Origin of the sequence: Burkholderia sp. AU33803, from assembly GCF_002223095.1 — a bacterium.
GTDB lineage: Bacteria > Pseudomonadota > Gammaproteobacteria > Burkholderiales > Burkholderiaceae > Burkholderia.
This window is the reverse complement of sequence record NZ_NKFJ01000004.1, coordinates 819,859-838,054: the sequence shown is the minus strand read 5'-3', so window position 1 is coordinate 838,054 and position 18,196 is coordinate 819,859. Positions and strand designations below refer to the sequence as shown.

General features: G+C 67.3%; 16 protein-coding genes and 1 pseudogene. 6 read left to right on the top strand and 11 right to left on the bottom strand.

The genetic code is table 11. The annotated features are described in order from the left end of the window. Nucleotides 1-5 precede the first annotated feature (5 nt). Nucleotides 6-1,316, bottom strand: coding sequence for an MFS transporter (locus CFB41_RS06360; RefSeq protein WP_089455935.1), 1,311 nt, complete (start codon nucleotides 1,314-1,316; stop codon nucleotides 6-8). A gap of 189 nt (nucleotides 1,317-1,505) precedes the next feature. Here CFB41_RS06360 and CFB41_RS06355 point away from each other — a divergent pair, with 189 nt between their 5' ends. Then, nucleotides 1,506-2,462 carry a LysR family transcriptional regulator gene (locus tag CFB41_RS06355; protein ID WP_089455934.1) on the top strand — a complete coding sequence of 319 codons (957 nt, stop codon included), beginning with the start codon at nucleotides 1,506-1,508 and terminating at the stop codon, nucleotides 2,460-2,462. Nucleotides 2,463-2,519: 57 nt separating this feature from the next. Here CFB41_RS06355 and CFB41_RS06350 read toward each other — a convergent pair whose 3' ends face one another. From CFB41_RS06350 to speB, 4 genes are all read right to left on the bottom strand, one after another. Next, the gene (locus CFB41_RS06350) at nucleotides 2,520-3,590 is read right to left on the bottom strand and encodes a porin (protein WP_089455933.1); all 1,071 of its coding nucleotides are present in this window, start codon (nucleotides 3,588-3,590) and stop codon (nucleotides 2,520-2,522) included. Nucleotides 3,591-3,750: 160 nt separating this feature from the next. After that, complete coding sequence (locus tag CFB41_RS06345; RefSeq protein ID WP_089455932.1) at nucleotides 3,751-5,181, bottom strand: cytosine permease; 1,431 nt, start codon at nucleotides 5,179-5,181, stop codon at nucleotides 3,751-3,753. Nucleotides 5,182-5,484: 303 nt separating this feature from the next. Beyond that, on the bottom strand, nucleotides 5,485-6,162 hold the full coding sequence (locus CFB41_RS06335; RefSeq protein ID WP_089455931.1) for an SOS response-associated peptidase family protein: 678 nt from the start codon (nucleotides 6,160-6,162) through the stop codon (nucleotides 5,485-5,487). Nucleotides 6,163-6,257: 95 nt separating this feature from the next. Continuing rightward, entirely contained in the window at nucleotides 6,258-7,214 is a 957-nt protein-coding gene (gene speB, locus CFB41_RS06330) for an agmatinase (RefSeq protein ID WP_089455930.1), read from the bottom strand. A gap of 127 nt (nucleotides 7,215-7,341) precedes the next feature. On the opposite strand from speB, the gene CFB41_RS06325 reads away from it, so the two are divergent. Beyond that, entirely contained in the window at nucleotides 7,342-8,259 is a 918-nt protein-coding gene (locus tag CFB41_RS06325) for a LysR family transcriptional regulator (RefSeq protein ID WP_089455929.1), read from the top strand. 24 nt (nucleotides 8,260-8,283) lie between these two features. Here the strand turns inward: CFB41_RS06325 and CFB41_RS06320 are convergent. The 6 genes and pseudogenes from CFB41_RS06320 to CFB41_RS06295 all read right to left on the bottom strand — a co-directional run bounded on the left by CFB41_RS06320 (nucleotide 8,284) and on the right by CFB41_RS06295 (nucleotide 15,432). Then, a pseudogene (locus CFB41_RS06320) lies at nucleotides 8,284-8,912 on the bottom strand (NAD-dependent epimerase/dehydratase family protein). Between the two features lie 433 nt (nucleotides 8,913-9,345). Further along, on the bottom strand, nucleotides 9,346-10,737 hold the full coding sequence (gene lpdA, locus CFB41_RS06315; protein WP_089455928.1) for a dihydrolipoyl dehydrogenase: 1,392 nt from the start codon (nucleotides 10,735-10,737) through the stop codon (nucleotides 9,346-9,348). Between the two features lie 7 nt (nucleotides 10,738-10,744). Then, nucleotides 10,745-12,073 (bottom strand): dihydrolipoamide acetyltransferase family protein, encoded by a 1,329-nt coding sequence (locus CFB41_RS06310; RefSeq protein WP_089455927.1) that lies wholly within the window; start codon nucleotides 12,071-12,073, stop codon nucleotides 10,745-10,747. 1 nt (nucleotide 12,074) lies between these two features. Continuing rightward, nucleotides 12,075-13,115 (bottom strand): alpha-ketoacid dehydrogenase subunit beta, encoded by a 1,041-nt coding sequence (locus CFB41_RS06305; protein WP_089439648.1) that lies wholly within the window; start codon nucleotides 13,113-13,115, stop codon nucleotides 12,075-12,077. Nucleotides 13,116-13,117: 2 nt separating this feature from the next. Beyond that, nucleotides 13,118-14,350, bottom strand: a complete 1,233-nt coding sequence (locus tag CFB41_RS06300; RefSeq protein WP_089455926.1) for a 3-methyl-2-oxobutanoate dehydrogenase (2-methylpropanoyl-transferring) subunit alpha — start codon at nucleotides 14,348-14,350, stop codon at nucleotides 13,118-13,120. A 371-nt stretch (nucleotides 14,351-14,721) separates the two neighbouring features. Further along, nucleotides 14,722-15,432 (bottom strand): response regulator, encoded by a 711-nt coding sequence (locus tag CFB41_RS06295; protein WP_197523792.1) that lies wholly within the window; start codon nucleotides 15,430-15,432, stop codon nucleotides 14,722-14,724. A gap of 372 nt (nucleotides 15,433-15,804) precedes the next feature. Here CFB41_RS06295 and CFB41_RS06290 point away from each other — a divergent pair, with 372 nt between their 5' ends. Genes CFB41_RS06290 through CFB41_RS06275 form a run of 4 tightly spaced genes read left to right on the top strand, consistent with a single transcriptional unit; the run spans nucleotide 15,805 to nucleotide 18,180 of the window. Continuing rightward, complete coding sequence (locus tag CFB41_RS06290; RefSeq protein ID WP_089455924.1) at nucleotides 15,805-16,443, top strand: energy transducer TonB; 639 nt, start codon at nucleotides 15,805-15,807, stop codon at nucleotides 16,441-16,443. 56 nt (nucleotides 16,444-16,499) lie between these two features. Beyond that, nucleotides 16,500-17,288, top strand: a complete 789-nt coding sequence (locus tag CFB41_RS06285; protein WP_089455923.1) for a MotA/TolQ/ExbB proton channel family protein — start codon at nucleotides 16,500-16,502, stop codon at nucleotides 17,286-17,288. Nucleotides 17,289-17,291: 3 nt separating this feature from the next. After that, on the top strand, nucleotides 17,292-17,723 hold the full coding sequence (locus CFB41_RS06280; protein WP_089455922.1) for a biopolymer transporter ExbD: 432 nt from the start codon (nucleotides 17,292-17,294) through the stop codon (nucleotides 17,721-17,723). A 28-nt stretch (nucleotides 17,724-17,751) separates the two neighbouring features. Further along, nucleotides 17,752-18,180, top strand: coding sequence for a biopolymer transporter ExbD (locus CFB41_RS06275; RefSeq protein WP_089455921.1), 429 nt, complete (start codon nucleotides 17,752-17,754; stop codon nucleotides 18,178-18,180). The last annotated feature ends 16 nt before the right edge of the window (nucleotides 18,181-18,196 follow it).

Here is an 18,196-nt window from a genome sequence, read left to right as displayed (position 1 = left end):
GAGGGTCACTGCGAGCCGAGCGCTTCGGCGGCGGCCGGCCGTGCCGCGCGGCGGGCGTCGAGCGCGACGATGCACAGCAGCGAGATGCCGGCGAGACACGTGTAGAACACCGCGAGCGGCCACCACTGGCCCGCGAAGCGATGGGCGAGCCACGTGCCGACGAGCGGCGTCAGCCCGCCCGCGATCGCACCGCAGATCTGGTAGGCGAGCGAGATCGCCGAATAGCGCACGTGCGCGGGGAACACGTCGCTCACGAAGCCCGCGATCACCGAATAGAAGCCGGCCATGCAGACCACCGCGAGCGCGATGCCCGCGATCAGCGACGCGGACGTGCCGCCCTGCACGAGCATGAACATCGGATACGGCGAGAGCATCGCGAGCAGCGCCGCGAGCTTCAGGAAGCGCGCGCCGCCGATGCGCTCGGCGATCCACGCGGCGATCGGCTGCGCGACGAACTGGATGATCGCGACCGCGAACAGGCTGTCGAGGATCAGCGAGCGCGACACGCCGACGTACTGCGTCGTGTACGCGATCATGAACGTGTTCGTGAAATAGACGCCTGCGATGCCGATCGTGTTCGCGCCGATGCAGAGCGCGACGAGCCCCGATGCGGAGCGGAACACTTCCGCGACCGGCAGCTTCACCGTGCGGTGGGATTCCTTCACGCGCGCGAATTCCGGCGACTCGTTCACGCCGAGCCGGATCAGGATGCCGACCACGAGCAGCACCGAACTCGCGAGAAACGGCAGACGCCAGCCCCACGCGAGGAAGTCCGCCTTGTCCATCGACGTAACTGCGCGGAACGCGATCAGCGACAGGATCAGCCCGGCCGGGCTGCCGAGCTGCGCGAACGACGCGAAGAACGTGCGGCGCCCCTGCGGCGCATGCTCGCCCGCCATCAGCACCGCACCGCCCCATTCGCCGCCGACCGCGATCCCCTGCACCACGCGCAGCGCAACGAGCAGTACCGGCGCGAGCACGCCGACCTTCGAATAGTCGGGCAGCAGCCCGACGCAGACGGTCGCGACGCCCATCATCATCAGCGTCGTCATCAACGCCTTCTTGCGGCCGATGCGGTCGCCAAGATGACCGAAGATCACGCCGCCGAGCGGCCGCGCGAAGAAGCCGACCGCGAACGTCGCGAACGACGCCATCGTGCTGACGAAGCGGTCATGCGACGGGAAATAGAGTTCGCCGAACACGAGCGCGGCGGCGGTCGCGTAGATGTAGAAGTCGTACCACTCGATCATCGTGCCGATGAATGCGGCCGTCGCGGCGCGCGCCGGCTGGCGGGCGGAAGAAAGGGACTGGGTCATGCGGGCTCCTGATGCGCACCGCTGCGGGCGATGCGCAAAATCGTGTGACGGCCGTCTGTCGCGGCCTTGCGCCGCACGCTGCGGCACCCCTCCTTTATCGGCGACCGCAAATCATTAGTCAAATTTCAAGTTATTATTCGCCATATAAATTTGGCTAATGCACACCTTGACGGCTCGCCCGGAGACCCGATGCGCCCCGACCTCGCCCCGTTCCTGAACGACCGCCTCGACTGGAACCTGTTGCGCACCTATCTGGTGATCATCCAGGAGCGCAGCGTGAGCCGCGCGGCCGCGCGCCTGCACGTCACGCAGCCCGCGGTGAGCCAGGCGTTGCGGCGGCTCGAGGACACGCTCGAGCGCAAGCTGATCGAGCGGCGCGGCACGCACTTCGCGCCGACGCCTGCCGGCGAAGCCGTCTACCGGATCGCGAGCGACATCTACGGCGGCATCTCGCGCCTCGAAACCGAAATCGACGACAGCACCGCCGACCTGACCGGATCGATCCGGCTGCTGACGGTGAGCCGCATCGAGTCGCCCGTCTACGACGAATTCCTCGCGGACTTCCATCGCGCGTATCCGCGCATCGATCTGCAGATCGAAGTGATGCGCTCGTCGGACATCCTGTCTTCGCTGCTGCAGAAAACGGCCACGGCCGGGCTCGGCCTGTGCCGCACGCCGCACGACAAGCTGGAGATGCGCTGCTTCCTGCGCCAGCGCTATGCGATCTACTGCGGCCGCCATCACCGGCTGTTCGGGCAGACGCAACTGCGGATGGAGGATCTGCTCGCCGAGAATTTCGTGTCGTTCACGAGCGACCAGATCGGCGACAGCCTGTCGCCGCTCACCGTGTTTCGCGACCAGAAGGGCTTCACGGGGCGCATCGTCGCGTCGTCGCCGAGCCTCGAGGAAGTGCGGCGGCTGATCTTCGCCGGTTACGGGATCGGCTGCCTGCCCGAGCACATCGTGCGCGACGACATCGCCCAGCAGCGGCTGTGGCGGCTGCCGCCCGACGACGGGCTCGTCGATGTCGACGTGTTCCTGCTGTGGCATCGCGATCGCAAGATGAACGCGGCCGAGCACGCGTTTCTCGACGCGATGGAGCGCTGCATGCAGCGCTATTCGCTGGCGGAGCGGTTGGGGAAGTAACGACGCGAATGCGCGGGGAAAAACGCCGGGCACACACGGCCCGGCGCGTCGGCATCGTCAGAACCGATGCACGATACCCAGCTGCACACCCCGTGCATTCGCCCCCGGATACGCGAGCGGCAGGCCGGGGTTCGCCGCACCGGCGAGCGTATAGCTGGCCTGCTTGCGGTTGCGCAGGTACGACAGCGCACCGTAGAAGCTCGTGCGCTTCGACAGGTCATACTCGTACATCAGCCCGAGCTGGTCCGCATGGTTGCCCTGCGACGACTGGTCGTGCAGATACGCGTAGCCGAGCGCCACGTAGTTCGCCGGATTGAACTGGTATTTGACCGACAGCCCGTACACGCGCGAATCGATGCCGAGATCGGCCCACTTCACCGCGGAAAAGCCGCCGTACACGGTGGCCTTGCCGATCTCGTACGACGCGCCGGCCATGATCGTGCGATCGGTCGTGGTCGCCGTCGCGTTCTTCAGCCACTGGCCCGCGACGAACGCGCCGAACGGCCCGTGTTCGTAGGTCAGGTCGAACTGTTGGCTGGAACCTGCCGAGCGCACGCCGCCCGCATCGCCGAATCCGAAGTACAGCCCGCCCTGGAAGCCCGCGATCTCCGGGCTCTGGTACGACAGCGTGTTGCTGGTGCGGAACGCGAACACGGTCAGGTTGTCCATGCCGGACGCCTGCGTGACGCCGCCGAACGCATCCTGGCCGCCCTGGTCGTTGAACAGCGGCGAATTCTGGCGGCCCGCGCGCACCTTGCCCCACTGCCCCGCGATGCCGACCCATGCCTGCCGGTTGAAGAGTCTGCCCGCACTCGCGAGCGAACCGTCGTTCGGATTGAAGCCGTTCTCCAGCGCGAACTCGATCTTCTGCCCGCCGCCGAGATCCTCGCCGCCCTTCAGCCCGAACCGGCTGCCCCACTGGCCGCCCGAATTGATCGCCGCCGTGTAGCCGTTGCCCGTATTCACGTACTGCGCGAATTCGTCGATCACGCCGTACAGCGTGACGCCGTCCTGCGCGAACGCGGCGCCCGGTCCGGCGACGCATGCCATCGCGATCGTCATGCGAAAACCGGCGTGCACCATCCGCGCCCGGGAATCGCTTCCGCGCGCTGTCGTTTGTTTAGTCATACTATTCAATGGTCAGAGAATGAAACGACACCGGGCGCGGCAGTCGCGCCGCACCGGCATCGTGGGAAAGAAAACCTGGGGGAGAACCGGGCGCAGGCGGCGCCCGGCTCGCGCGACAGTCAGGCCGGCAGCCGGCCGGCCCGATGCGCGTGACGTGTCGTCAGTGGTGAACTTCGCTGCGCTCGAGCGGCAGGATCAGGCGCTCGGGAATGCTGCGGCGCGATGCGCGTGCGCCGATGTAGTACAGCACGGCCGGCACGAGCAGGCCGAGGATCCACGAGATGTCGGTGCCGCCGAGCGCGTCGACGAGCGGCCCCGTGTAGATGTGCGTCGACATGAACGGCAACTGCACGAGGATGCCGACCACGTAGATCGTGATCGCCATCATGTTCCAGCGTCCGTAGCGGCCGTCCGGATCGGACAGCGCCGGCACGTCGTAGCGCGAGCGCGTGAAGCAGTAGTAATCGACCAGGTTGATCGCGCTCCACGGCGTAAAGAACGCGAGCAGGAACAGGATGAACGCGGTGAATTCCTTCAGGAACGAGTGGCGACCCGCGAGCGCGATGAGCGTGGAGACGCAGATCATCCCGAAGATGTACACGAGGCGGCTGCGCGACGACACGGCGTGCTTGCCGCGAAAGCCGCTGACGATCGTCGCCATCGACATGAAGCTGCCGTACGCGTTGAGCGCCGTCACCGTCACCTTGCCGAACGCGATGCTGAAGTACAGCAGCGCAGCCACGGCGCCCGTCGAGCCGAGACCGACGATATACGCGACCTCATGGTGCGCGAACTGCCCGCCGGCCAGCGCGGCCGCAAACACGCCGAACACCATCGCTGCCTGCGCGCCGATCACCGAGCCGAGGCCGACCGCGACGAACGTCGCGACCGACGACGTCGAGCGCGGCAGGTAGCGCGAATAGTCGGCGACGTACGGGCCGAACGCGATCTGCCACGACGCGGACAGCGACATCGACAGCAGGAAGCTCGCGAGCGAGAAATGCTTGTTCGCGAGCAGCGCGCCGATGTCGTGGTTCGCGAACAGCTGCGTGAACATGTAGACGAACGCGGCGATGCCGACCACGCTGGCGATCCGGCCGACGGCGTGGATCGCGCGATAGCCGAACACGGTCAGCACGACGATCACGGCCGCGAACAGCAGGATGCCGGCCGCGTCGTCGATGTGCAGCAACTGCGCGACGGCCTGCCCGGCCAGCACCGAGCCGCTCGCGGAAAAGCCGATGTACATCAGGCACACGAGCACGATCGGGATCATCGCGCCGTAGACGCCGAACTGCACGCGGCTCGAGATCATCTGCGGCAGCCCGAGCTGCGGCCCCTGCGCGCCATGCAGCGCCATCACCGCGCCGCCGATGAACTGGCCGAGCAGCAGCGCGACCAGCGACCAGAACACGTCGCCGCCGAGCACGACCGCGAGTGCGCCCGTGACGATGGCCGTGATCTGCATGTTCGCCGACAGCCACAGCGTGAACTGGCTCAGTAAGCCGCCGTGGCGCTCGGCATCGGGAATGAAGTCGATCGAACGGACTTCGATCAGGCCGCCGGCTTTTCCACTGGGATTCGTTGACACGGGGAAATCTCCAAAATACTCAGGATCACAAATGGTTTGAACGAGTCGGGAAGCTGCGAGCCGCCCTTTCGGCTCGGCGGGTGCGGGGCGCCGTGGATCGCCGGCATGCGCCACGCACGCACGGTCTGCGCACTGGCGCGCAAGCGGCACGACGTGTGCCGACATTGCCAGCGGATGATCTTGTATATACAACTTGCGAGGTATCGGTGATTACCCGGAATCCGCCGATTTTCGAAAATGTCCGAATAAACGGGCTACGTTCGGCGTGTCCAGTCGAAAGTCGGATGTCGGAATAATGAAAGCTCAGGCGCGTGCGGGCGATGCCTGATCGGGCTCGGCCGTCATGTCGGCGGCGGGCAGGAGGTTCAGCATGCGCCGGGCGGCCTCGATGTCGCGCACGTGCAGCCATTCGTCGTAGTCGTCGCGGCGCAGCATCACGACACCCCGCTTCTCTTCGCCGGGCCGATGCATCCGCGCGAACAGCGGGTGCGTATCCGCGTTGACCGTGAGCATCGCCATGCCCACGCGCTCGCGGCCGTCGTCACCTTCGTAGCGCCGCCAGATGCCGGCGACACAGTACGGCTGCCAGCCGTCGACGCCGATCCGCTGCCACACGTTGCGACCGGTTTCGTAGCAGGGTTCGAAGATCCAGCGCACCGGAATCAGGCAGCGCTGGCCATTGCGCCACGCGTTGCCGTAGAGCCGCGACGAGCCGACCGTTTCCGCGCGCGCGTTCACCGTGTCGAGCTTCTTCTTTTTACGGCCGTTCTCGACGAGCCGCTCGGGCTGCATGAATTTCGGCCAGAAGCCGAACACGGCCGCGACGACTTCGAGGCCGTCGCCGGCGGCGCGCGCGATCGGCGCCGCGTAGTCGGGATACACGTCGGGCGCCCACGGGTCGCGGCGATACAGATCGCCGATGCCGATCTTCAGTTCGCTGATGCCCGGGTCTTCGTCGGGGGCGCGGTAGTGAGTGCACACGGCTCGGCGGACGATGGATGCAATGTCTCCATCGTAGATCAGCGCAGCGGCCGCGGCCGCGCTATTGTTTGGTATGACGAAACAGTTTTACGAATCTATTTTCCCGTCGCTCGCCGCCGGCGCGATGCGTACAGGCAGATCAGTTCCAGCGCGATCGTCGCGCCGGCCAGCGACGTGATTTCCGCATGATCGTACGGCGGCGACACTTCGACCACATCCATGCCGACCAGGTTGATGCCGTCCAGATGCCGCAGGATCTCGAACGCCTGATGGCTCGACAGCCCGCCCGAGACCGGCGTACCCGTGCCCGGCGCGAACGCCGGATCGAGGCAGTCGATGTCGAACGTCAGGTACACGGGATGGTCGCCGACCCGCTCGCGAATGCGCGCGGCGGTCGCGGCGGGCGTCGACGCATGCACCTGGCGCGCATCCTGGATGTCGAAGCCCATCGGCTCGTCGTTGGTCGTCCGGATGCCGATCTGCGCCGACCGGTCGGGCACGATCCACCCTTCCCGCGCCGCGTGATAGAACATCGTGCCGTGATCGATGCGCTTCACGTCGCGGTCGGGCCACGTGTCGGTATGCGCGTCGAAGTGCACGAGCGACAGCGGCCCGTGCACCTTCGCATGCGCCTTCAACAGCGGATACGTGATGAAGTGATCGCCGCCGAGCGTCAGCATCGCGCAGCCGCGCGCGAGGATCGCGTCCGCATGCCGCTCGATCGCACCCGGCACCGATTCGGGTTGCCCGAGATCGAATGCGCAATCGCCGTAGTCGACCGCGGCCAGCACGTCGAACGGATCGAACGACCACGGCCACGGGCGCTCCCACGCGATGCCCGTCGACGCGATCCGCAACCCGCGCGGGCCGAAGCGCGTGCCGGGCCGGTGCGACGCGGCGGAGTCGAACGGCACGCCGGTGATCGCGAGGTCGACGCCGTCGAGATCGCGGCTGAAACGCCGGCGCATGAAGCTCGTCGCGCCCGCGAAGGTCGGTTCGGCCTGCGTGCCGTAGAGGCTGTCGCGCGTGAAGGCGAAATCATTCTGGCTCATCGTCGGATTCCTGTCTGTCGGGAAACGGCCGCGCGGCTGGCGACCTCGTGCCCGATTCTGCCGTCACGGCATCCGACGAAAAATATGAACTAACATAAGCCGACTTCACGAAACGCGATGTATCGCCATGCTGACCCGATTGAGAGACATGGATTTGCAGCTGCTGCGGCTCTTTCTGACGATCGTCGAAAGCGGCGGCTTCAGCGCCGCGCAGGGCACGCTCGGCATGGCGCCGTCGACGATCAGCACGCAGATGGCCAAGCTCGAGACGCGCCTCGGGTTCCGGCTGTGCGATCGCGGCAAGAGCGGCTTCCGGCTGACGCCGAAGGGCGAGCGCGTGCTGCAGTCGACGCGGCGGCTCCTGCACGCGATGGACGTGTTCACGCGCGATACGCAGCACGTGTCGGGCACGTTGCTCGGCGAACTGCGCATCGGGCTGTCCGAGCGGCTCGCACCGGACGTCGTCGAATCGATCGCGGCGAGCGTCGGCCGCTTCCGCGAACGGGCGCCGGATGTACTGATCGAGATGATCGCGGTGCCGCCCGACGAACTGGAGCGCCGGTTGCTGAAAGGCGAACTGCAGCTTGCGATCGGCTACTTTTCCGGCCATCAGGCCGGCCTGCACTACGCACCGCTGTTCGTCGAGCACCAGTCGCTGTACTGCGGCGCGCGGCATCCGCTGTTCGCGAAGAAGACCGTGTCGGTCAACGACATTGCGAACGCGAGCAACGTCGCGCGGCTCTACAAGACGAATACGTCGGGTGCGGCGCCACGCAACGCGCAACCGACCGCGTTCTCCGAAAACGTCGACGCCGACGTGATCTTCATCCTGTCCGGCGCGCATGTCGGCTTCCTGCCCGACCACGTCGCGGCGCCGTGGGTCGCCGCGGGCAAGATGCGCCGGCTGCTCGCGAGCAAGCTGAGCCATACGGTCGAATTCCAGCTCGCAACGCCAAGGAACTGCGATGGCAGCGAAGCGCTGGAGGCGTTCACGGCGGCGCTTGCCGAACAGTTCGGCGGGCTCGACGGCTTCGCCGATCAGTGACCGGCGCACGCCGCCCGTATTGCGTCAGGCGAGCCGGTCCGACGCGATGACCTGCACGCCCGGCCGCGCAGCGACTGCCGCGTCGAGCATCGCGCGGGCAATCCGCGACGCGGGATTCACGCGCCATTTCGCCGGCAAAACAGGCCGGGCCACGTTCAACGCCGACACCAACAGCCGCTCGCCGAACCTGAATTCGTCGCGGCTGCCGCCGATCAGGCCGGGCCGCACGTAAGTGAGCGACGCGAACCCGACGCCGGCGAGCGCCTGCTCGACCTCGCCCTTCACGCGGTTGTAGAAGATGCGCGACGCCGGATCCGCGCCGAGTGCGGAATTCAGCACGTAAGCCGGTGTGCCGTGGCGGTGTGCGAGCCGCGCGACCGCGAGCGGATAGTCGTGGTCGACGCGCCGGAATGCCGCCTGGGAGCCCGCAGCGCGCATCGTGGTGCCGAGCGCGCAGATCACGGCATCGGCGTGCCACCAGTCTGCCGTGTCGGGCAGATGATCGAAATCGACCTCGAGCGCGCGCATTTTCGGGTGCGGCGACAACGGGCGGCGCGCGACGACGATCACCTGATCGACCCGCGCATCGGCGAGCGCGACTTCGAGGACGTGACGCCCGCGAGTCCGGTCGCGCCGACGAGCAGCAATATCATGTCGGGTTCTTCCGTATGGAGCCTGTGTGTTGACGGGCCAGGAACGGCCCGGTTTCCGGCTTCCTGCATGATCGCCGGGCGACTCGGCGACGACAACCTCCCAACATCTCGAAAAATTACAGGATGTGCCTGCTTCGCCGCGGTGCGCGCTACGAGCCGCCCCCTGTCCCGACACGCTCGGCGCACCACCTGTCCAGCGCCTGTACGCCTGCCAGAACGACGACATGCCGCTAAATCCCCGGTTCTGCGCGATTTCCTTGATCGACAACCGCCCTCCCGCGATCGGCGCCTGCGCGCGGATCTTGCGCACCGCGCCCGACATGCCCCTGACGCATGCGCCGTCGCCCTGCAACCGGTCGAGCCGGCACTGCAAATGAAAAGCCGCCGATGCGCACGTCGCGCATCGGCGGCTTCGTATCACCCGCGAGACACGTCAGATATGCACCGCGTGCCCAAGCGCACGCAGCGCCGCCTCCTGCAGCGCTTCGCCGAGCGTCGGGTGCGCATGGATCGTGCCGCCGATGTCCTCCAGCCGCGCGCCCATCTCCAGCGACTGCGAGAACGCGGCAGCCAGCTCCGACACGCCGCGCCCGACCGCCTGCCAGCCGACGATCAGGTGGTTGTCGCGCCGCGCGACGACGCGCACGAAGCCGTCGGTCGCCTGCAGCGTCATCGCGCGCCCGTTCGCCGCGAACGGGAACGACGCGCTCACGCAGTCGACATCGGCCGCGCGCGCGTCGTCCGGCGACCAGCCGGCCGTGACGATCTCCGGATCGGTGAAGCACACCGCCGGGATCGATGCGGGCACGAACTTGCGGCGCTTGCCGGCGATCAGCTCGGCCACCATCTCGCCCTGCGCCATCGCACGATGCGCGAGCATCGGCTCGCCGGCCACGTCACCGATCGCCCAGACGTTGCGCATCGACGTCCGGCACTCGTCGTCGATCCACAGCGCGCGGCCGTTGCGATCGAGCGGCAGCGACTCGAGCCCGAAGCCGTCGACGCGCGGCCGGCGGCCCACCGCCACCAGCACGCGGTCGGCCTGCAGCGTCTGCTCCGCGCCATCGGCGGCCTGTACGCGCACCGCGCCGTGCTCCGCGAGCCCGAGCACCTTGTGGCCGAGCAACAGCCGCACGCCCAGCCGCGCGAGCGAATCGGCGACCGGCCGCACGAGTTCGGCATCGTACGCGGGCAACACGCGCTCCGCCGCTTCGACGACGCTCACGTCGACGCCGAGCTTGCGATAGACGATCCCGAGTTCGAGCCCGATATACCCGGCCCCGACGACGACCAGCCGCTTCGGCAACGTCTCGGGCGACAGCGCCTCGGTGGACGACACGACATGCCCGCCGAACGGCATCGACGGCAGCGCGACCGGTTCGGAGCCGGTCGCGAGCAACAGGTGCTCGCAACTGATGCGCGTCGTATGGCCACCGCCGACGACGTCGACGGTCTTGCCGTCGACCACCTGCGCATCGCCGTGCAGCACGCGCACGCCGTTCTTCTTGAGCAGCGCGCCGACCCCGCGCGTCAGCCGGTCGACGATGCCGTCCTTCCAGGCGACGCTTTTCGCGATGTCGATCTCGGGCGTGCGCACGCGGATCCCGAGTGCGCCCTCGCCCGCGTGGCCGCGGGCCTGTTCGAATGCATCGGCCACGTGGATCAGGGCCTTCGACGGAATGCAGCCGATGTTCAGGCACGTGCCGCCGAGCCGGTCGCGCTCGACGAGCACGGTCGGAATGCCGAGCTGGCCGGCGCGAATCGCGGCGACGTAGCCGCCCGGGCCGCCGCCGATCACCAGCAGCGTGGTGTGTTCGTTCTTCATTGCGTGATCACTCCACGAACAGCAGTGCCGGGCGCTCGAGCACCGCGCGCACGGCCTGGATGAATTCGGCCGCATCCGCGCCGTCGACGACGCGATGGTCGAACGACGACGACAGGTTCATCATCTTGCGCGCGACGACCGCGCCGTCGCGGATCATCGGCCGCTCGACGATGCGGTTCACGCCGACGATGCCGACTTCAGGATGATTGATGACCGGTGTCGACACGATGCCGCCGAGCGCGCCGAGGCTCGAGATCGTGATCGTCGAGCCGCTCAGCTCGTCGCGCTGCGCGCGGTTCGCGCGCACTGCGTCGGCAAGCCGCGCGATCTCGGCGGAAATCGACCACACGTCGCGCGCTTCCGCATGACGCAGCACGGGCACCGTGAGGCCGCCGTCCGTCTGTGTCGCGACGCCCATGTGCACCGCGCCGTAGCGCGTGACGACACCCGCTTCGTCGTCGAAACGCGCGTTGATCTGCGGGAAGTCGCGCAACGCAATCACCATCGCGCGGATCAGCAGCGGCAGCGGCGTGAGCTTGCCGCGCGTGTCGCCGTGGCGGCGATTCAGTTCCGTGCGCAACGATTCGAGCTCGGTGACGTCGATCTCCTCGACGTAGCTGAAGTGCGGAATGCGACGCTTCGCTTCCTGCATCTTGCGTGCGATCGCGCGCCGCAGGCCGATTACCGGCACGTCGGTTTCGTCGTTGCGTTCGGCGTAGCCATGCGCGTGCGATCCGCGCGCCGCGCCGCTGCCGGTACCCGCATACGCATCGAGGTCCGCATGCAGGATCCGCCCTGCTTCACCGGTGCCGCGCACATAGCGCAGCTCGATGCCCATGTCCCACGCGCGCTGGCGCACGGCCGGCGACGCGAGCGGCCGTTCACCCGGCGCGAGCGCCGCGCGCGGCGACTCGACGCGCTCCGCGTGCTCGGCCTGCTTCGCACGACGCGGCTCCGCGGGTCCGTGCTTCGCCGCCGGCTTGGCGGACGATTCCGCCGGCGCGTCGGCCACCGACTTCGACGGCGCCGAAGCGACCGGTGCGGTTGCTACCTTTGATTCCCGCACCGGTGCGCCGGCCTTCAGGTTGCCGTCGCCTTCGACCTCGAGGCGAATCAGCTCGCTGCCGACCGCCATCATCTCGCCGATCCGGCCGCCGAGCTCGATCACCTTGCCCGTCACCGGCGACGGAATCTCGACCGCCGCCTTGTCGGTCATCACATCGGCGAGCGGCTGGTCTTCCTTGATCGTCTGCCCGACTTCCACGTGCCAGGCCACCAGCTCGACCTCGGCAATCCCTTCGCCGATATCCGGCATCTTGATGACATGAATCCCCATCTCACGCCTCCATCACGCGTCGCAACGCTTCACCGACCCGGGCCGGGCCCGGAAAGTACGCCCACTCCTGCGCATGCGGATACGGCGTATCCCAGCCCGTCGTGCGCTCGACCGGCGCCTCGAGGTGGTAGAAGCAATGTTCCTGGACCAGCGACACCAGTTCCGCACCGTAACCGCAGGTGCGCGTCGCCTCGTGCACGACGACGCAGCGCCCGGTCTTGCGCACCGACGCGACGATCGTGTCGAGGTCGAGCGGCCACAGCGTGCGCAGGTCGATCACCTCCGCGTCGATGCCCGTCTCCTCGGCCGCGGCGAGCGACACGTGCACCGTCGTGCCGTAGGTCAGCACCGTCACGTCGTTGCCGGGGCGCACCACGGCGGCCGTATCGAGCGGCACCGTATAGTAGCCCTCGGGCACCGCGCTCGCCGGATGCTTGAGCCACGACGTGACCGGCCGGTCGTGATGGCCGTCGAACGGCCCGTTGTACAGCCGTTTCGGCTCGAGGAAGATCACCGGATCGTCGTTCTCGATCGACGCGATCAGTAGCCCCTTCGCGTCATACGGATTCGACGGCATCACCGTGCGCAGTCCGCACACCTGCGTGAACATCGCCTCCGGGCTCTGGCTGTGCGTCTGGCCGCCGTAGATGCCGCCGCCGCAGGGCATGCGGATCGTCATCGGCGCGATGAACTGGCCGGCCGAGCGATAGCGCAGCCGCGCGCCTTCCGACACGATCTGGTCGGACGCCGGGTAGAAATAGTCGGCGAACTGGATCTCGCACACCGGGCGCAGCCCGTACGCGCCCATCCCCACCGCCGCGCCGACGATCCCGCTTTCGGAGATCGGTGCGTCGAACACGCGCGACTTGCCGTATTTGTTCTGCAGTCCTTCGGTGCAGCGGAACACACCGCCGAAATAACCGACGTCCTGCCCGAACACGACCACGTCGCTGTCGCGCCCGAGCATCACGTCCATCGCCGAGCGCAGCGCCTGGATCATCGTCATCGGCTGCGTTGCCGTGCCTGCCTCTTGTTGCGCCATGATCACGCTCCCAGTTCCTGGCGCTGACGGCGCAGGTGCGCGGGCAGCTCCTTGTACACGTCGTCGAACATCGACGCCGGCGACGGAATCCGGTCGTCGGCCAGCGTGCCGAATTTCTCCGCTTCCTTCTGCGCGGCGATCACCTCGGCCTCGAGCTCGGCCGTCAACGCTTCGTGCGCGCTGTCGGACCAGATGCCCTTGACGATCAGGTGGCGCTTGAAGCGTTCGATCGGATCGCCGAGCGGGAAATGGGACCAGTCGTCGCTCGGCCGGTACTTGGTCGGATCGTCCGACGTCGAGTGCGCGCCCGCACGGTAGGTCACCCACTCGATCAGCGTCGGGCCGAGATTGCGGCGCGCGCGTTCGGCCGCCCAGCTCGACGCCGCGTAGATCGCGAGGAAGTCGTTGCCGTCGACGCGCAGCGACGCGATCCCGCAGCCGACGCCGCGCCCGGCGAAGGTCGTGCCCTCGCCGCCCGCGATCGCCTGGAACGTCGAGATCGCCCACTGGTTGTTGACGACGTTCAGCACGACCGGCGCGCGGTACACGTGCGCGAACGTGAGCGCGGTATGGAAGTCGGATTCGGCCGTCGCGCCGTCGCCGATCCACGCGGACGCGATCTTCGTGTCGCCCTTGATCGCCGACGCCATCGCCCAGCCGACCGCCTGGATGAACTGCGTCGCGAGGTTGCCGGAGATGGAGAAGAAGCCCGCTTCGCGATCCGAGTACATCACGGGGAGCTGGCGGCCTTTCAGCGGATCGCCTTCGTTCGACATCAGCTGGCAGATCATCCGTTCGAGCGGGACGTCGCGCGTGATCAGAATGCTCTGCTGCCGGTAGGTCGGGAAGCACATGTCGCCGTCGCGCAGCGCCATCGTGTGCGCGGTGCCGATCGCCTCTTCGCCGAGGCTCAACATGTAGAAGGAGATTTTCTTCTGACGCTGCGCGATCATCATGCGCGCGTCGAAAATGCGGGTCTTGAGCATCGCGCGCAGGCCGGCGATCAACCGCGCATCGTCGAGATCCGGTGCCCACGGGCCGACGGCCTTGCCGCTGTCGTCGAGCACGCGCACGAGGCTGCGGGCGAGATCGGCGGTGTCCGCCGCGGCAACGTCGATCGGCGGGCGGCGAACGGCGCCGGCCGGCGATAGATGCAGATAGGAAAAGTCCGTCTTGCAGCCCGGGCGCCCGGTGGGCTCCGGCACATGCAGACGCAATGGCTCTGACAGGCTCATCGTGTCGTCTCCACGCTCGATTGTGTCTCACGCTGTTTGGGAACGCGCAGGCCGGTTGCCGGCCTGCGCGCGGGCTGGCGTGCGGATAGGCACGTCAACCTTGGAAATTTATGCCTTGCGGCAGCGGACGTCGATGCCCAAGCCGCTCGATTGCGGTGAGCAGATTTGCCATGTCGGAAACCGGACGACCAGCGGGCGGGACCGCCGCGGCGCGTGGACACGCGTGGCCGTGCCGCTTCGAACCGGGCCCGGACGGGAATTTGCCGGCGTCGCCGCGGCCGCATACCGAATGCGTCGGACGATATCGCCGGCCTGCCGCCGCCGCGGGAAACAGCCGATCCCGGGCGGGATGCCACGGCCGGCACGCAACCCTAACGATGACCGACATCCAGCATGTACCCTTCCCCGCGAATCGTGCGAATCAGGCGCGGCTCCTTGATGTCCTCGCGCAACTTCTGACGCAAGCGTGATATCTGCACGTCGATGCTGCGGTCGAACGTGTCGATCGACTTGCCGCGCGCGGTATCCATCAGGTACTCGCGGCTGAGTACACGCCCCGGCGCGGCGAGGAACGCATTGAGCAGGCGAAATTCCGCGTTCGACAGCGGAATGACCGTGTTGTCGGCCGCGATCAGGTGGCGGCCGATCTGGTGAAGCCGCCATCCGGCGAAGCGGCTTTCCTCCTGCGCCCGCGTCCGGCCTTGCGTTTGCGCACGCACGCGGCGCAGGATCGTCTGGATGCGCGCGACCAGCTCACGCGGCTCGAACGGCTTGACGATGTAGTCGTCGGCACCGAGTTCCAGCCCGACGATCCGGTCGGTCATCTCGCCGCGCGCGGTCAGGATGATCAACGGAATCTCCGAGGTCGCACGAATCTCCCGGCAGAGATTGAGGCCGTCGTCGTCCGGCAGCATCAGGTCGAGCACCACGAGATCGAAGCCGCCCTCCCCGAGCGCATGATGCATTTCCGCGCCGCTGCCGGCTTGCGCGGTCGTCATGCCGAAGTCTGCCAGGCAGTCGCACAACAGGCTGCGAATCTGCGAGTCGTCGTCGACGACGAGAATACGAATCGCTTTGTTCACGGCGTCTTGTCTCCGATGTTGCGGCGGTGAGATGTGCCTCACTCATTATTGCCCGCCAATATAAGGGCTTTTTGCACGAATTGTTGCAGCGTTGAAATAATCGCCCCGGCACCTTGCCCCACAAGGTCATCCGGAAAAATCTGGACGCCTGACGAGCGTTCACGTCATGGATAACCCGCCCGGTATTTTCCCGAAGAGACGCCGCTCGGCATCGTCCGCCTTCGCCGCTCCGTCTGGCTTCTCGACTCCCGCCGCGACTTGGCTCATCCGGAAAGACTTTGTGTCAGCGCCGATACAAAGCCGATATGAACCAGAAATGCCCGGGTTTTAACGTGGCTCCCAAGTCATCTCGACGCAGGAGACACGCGGGACATGAACTACGCACAACCCAAGCCGCCTGTCCGGCGCATCGGCGGCATCGCCTTCGTGGTCGGATTGCATGCGGTGATCGTCTACGCACTGCTCACCGGTCTCGCGACGAAAGTCGTGGACGTGATTCGCCAGCCGATCGAGACGCGCATCATCGAAGAGATCAAGCCGCCGCCGCCCCCACCCCCACCGCCGAAGCACATCGCACCGCCGCCGCCGAAGCACGTCGCGCCCCCGCCGCCGTTCGTGCCGCCCCCGGAAGTGCGCGTCGCGGCACCGCCGTCGCCGAACGCGATCGCCGCGCAGTCGACCACGCCCGCGCCGTCGGCCCCCGTCGCGCCGCCGGCGCCGCCCGCCGCTGCGGCGCCGGTGTCGACGAGCGTCGGCGTGGTGTGTCCCAACTCGACGCAGGTCCGCGCCGCCATTCGCTATCCGCGTGAAGCGCTGAAGGACAACCTGACCGGCGACGTCGTCGTGACGTTCGTGGTCGGCACCGACGGCAACGTCAAGGACCTGAGCGTGACCCAGTCGGCCGCGCCCGTTCTCGACCGGGCCGCGGAAAACGCCGTGCGGCAGTTCCACTGCGTCGCGCAGGGCGAGGAAGTCCGCGTGCAGGTGCCCTTCTCTTTCAAGCTCGATTGAGGCTGCCCCCGACAGCCGTTCCCTTTCCACTTGGCAACGCATTTCAGGAGACATTCATGCTCAACCGAACCCGCAAGGCCGCCATGGCGACGGCACTGTTCCTCGCGGCCAGCGCCGCCCACGCCTCCACCGACACGGTGACGAATCCCTACGGCCTCGATGCGCTCTGGAAAGGCGGGGATTTCATCGCACGCGGCACGCTGCTCATCCTGGTCGTCATGTCGATGGGCAGCTGGTACATCATCGTCGCGAAACTGCTCGAGCAAGCGCGTGTGCTGCGCCGCGCGAAGGCGGCGGAAACGGGTTTCTGGAAAGCGGGCAGTCTCAGCGAAGGCACGAAAAAACTGGACGCCGGCAGCCCGTTCCGCTTCATCGCCGAAACCGGTCTCGCGGCATTCGACCATCACGAAGGCGCGCTGGTCGAACAGGTCGACCTCAACCAGTGGGTCGCGGCGGCCATCGAGCGGGCGACCACGTCCGTCTCGAGCCGCCTGCAGGACGGCCTCGCGTTTCTCGGCACCGTCGGTTCGACCGCGCCGTTCATTGGCCTGTTCGGCACGGTGTGGGGCATCTATCACGCGCTGACGGCGATCGGCATCGCCGGTCAGGCCTCCATCGACAAGGTCGCGGGGCCGGTCGGCGAAGCGCTGATCATGACGGCCATCGGCCTGGCCGTCGCGGTGCCAGCCGTGCTCGGCTACAACTGGCTCGTGCGCCGCAACAAGGCGGTGATGGAACGCGTGCGCGGGTTTTCGACGGAACTGCACATCGTCCTCCTGACCGGCACGACCACGGCCGGGGCCGCCGCCGCGACCAAGGCCGCCGCCCTGACCCGCGTGGGGTGAGCCATGGCCATGACCACAGGCTCCCGCGACGGCGCCGAGCACGACGAGACCATGTCGTCCATCAACACGACGCCGCTGGTCGACGTGATGCTGGTGCTGCTGATCATCTTCCTCATCACGATTCCGGTGGTCTCGCACACCGTGCCGGTCACGCTGCCCAAGGAGACCGTGCAGCCGCTGCAAACGACGCCGCAGAACGTGATTCTCGCCGTGACGAAAGAAGGCGACGTGTTCTGGGACGAACGGCGCGTGCCCGACGCGGCAACGCTCGTCGAGAAACTCAAGGCGGTTGCCGTGCAATCGCCGCAACCGGAAGTCCACATCCGCGGCGATCTCGACGCGCGCTACGCCGCCGTCGGCCGGGTCGTGTATGCCTGCCAGCGGGCGGGCATCGTCAAGGTCGACTTCATCACCGAACCGCCGCCGCGCCAATGATCCCTTCATACCGACCAGGAGACCCGAGATGGCCATGACGATGCCCACCGGCAACGCCGACGAACCCGACGTGATGATCGAGATCAACACCACACCGCTCATCGACGTGATGCTGGTCCTGCTCATCATGCTGATCCTCACCATTCCGATCCAGACGAACGCGGTCAAGCTGGACATGCCGACCGGCGCGCCGCCGGCGCAGCCGCGGACACCGCCGGTGGTGCGGATCGATATCGCGGCCGACGGCGCCATCGCATGGAACGGCGAGACGCTGAATTCGCGCGAGCAACTGGAAACGCGCTTGCACGACGTCGCCGTCGACCCCGCGCCGACCGAACTGCATTTGCGACCCGACAAGGCGGCGCCTTACCGCGCCGTCGCCATGGTCATGGCCTCCGCGCAGCGGCTCGGCGCGAACCGCATCGGGCTCGTGGGCAACGAGCAGTTCACGCAGTAACCGCCTTCTCATCACG

Coding starts and splice junctions, on each gene's coding strand:
- CFB41_RS06280 (WP_089455922.1), top strand. CDS start 17,292: ATGGCCATGACCACAGGCTCCCGCGACGGCGCCGAGCACGACGAGACC.
- CFB41_RS06360 (WP_089455935.1), bottom strand. CDS start 1,316: ATGACCCAGTCCCTTTCTTCCGCCCGCCAGCCGGCGCGCGCCGCGACG.
- CFB41_RS06355 (WP_089455934.1), top strand. CDS start 1,506: ATGCGCCCCGACCTCGCCCCGTTCCTGAACGACCGCCTCGACTGGAAC.
- CFB41_RS06310 (WP_089455927.1), bottom strand. CDS start 12,073: ATGGGGATTCATGTCATCAAGATGCCGGATATCGGCGAAGGGATTGCC.
- CFB41_RS06275 (WP_089455921.1), top strand. CDS start 17,752: ATGGCCATGACGATGCCCACCGGCAACGCCGACGAACCCGACGTGATG.
- speB (WP_089455930.1), bottom strand. CDS start 7,214: ATGAGCCAGAATGATTTCGCCTTCACGCGCGACAGCCTCTACGGCACG.
- CFB41_RS06350 (WP_089455933.1), bottom strand. CDS start 3,590: ATGACTAAACAAACGACAGCGCGCGGAAGCGATTCCCGGGCGCGGATG.
- CFB41_RS06290 (WP_089455924.1), top strand. CDS start 15,805: ATGAACTACGCACAACCCAAGCCGCCTGTCCGGCGCATCGGCGGCATC.
- CFB41_RS06305 (WP_089439648.1), bottom strand. CDS start 13,115: ATGGCGCAACAAGAGGCAGGCACGGCAACGCAGCCGATGACGATGATC.
- CFB41_RS06285 (WP_089455923.1), top strand. CDS start 16,500: ATGCTCAACCGAACCCGCAAGGCCGCCATGGCGACGGCACTGTTCCTC.
- CFB41_RS06300 (WP_089455926.1), bottom strand. CDS start 14,350: ATGAGCCTGTCAGAGCCATTGCGTCTGCATGTGCCGGAGCCCACCGGG.
- CFB41_RS06325 (WP_089455929.1), top strand. CDS start 7,342: ATGCTGACCCGATTGAGAGACATGGATTTGCAGCTGCTGCGGCTCTTT.
- lpdA (WP_089455928.1), bottom strand. CDS start 10,737: ATGAAGAACGAACACACCACGCTGCTGGTGATCGGCGGCGGCCCGGGC.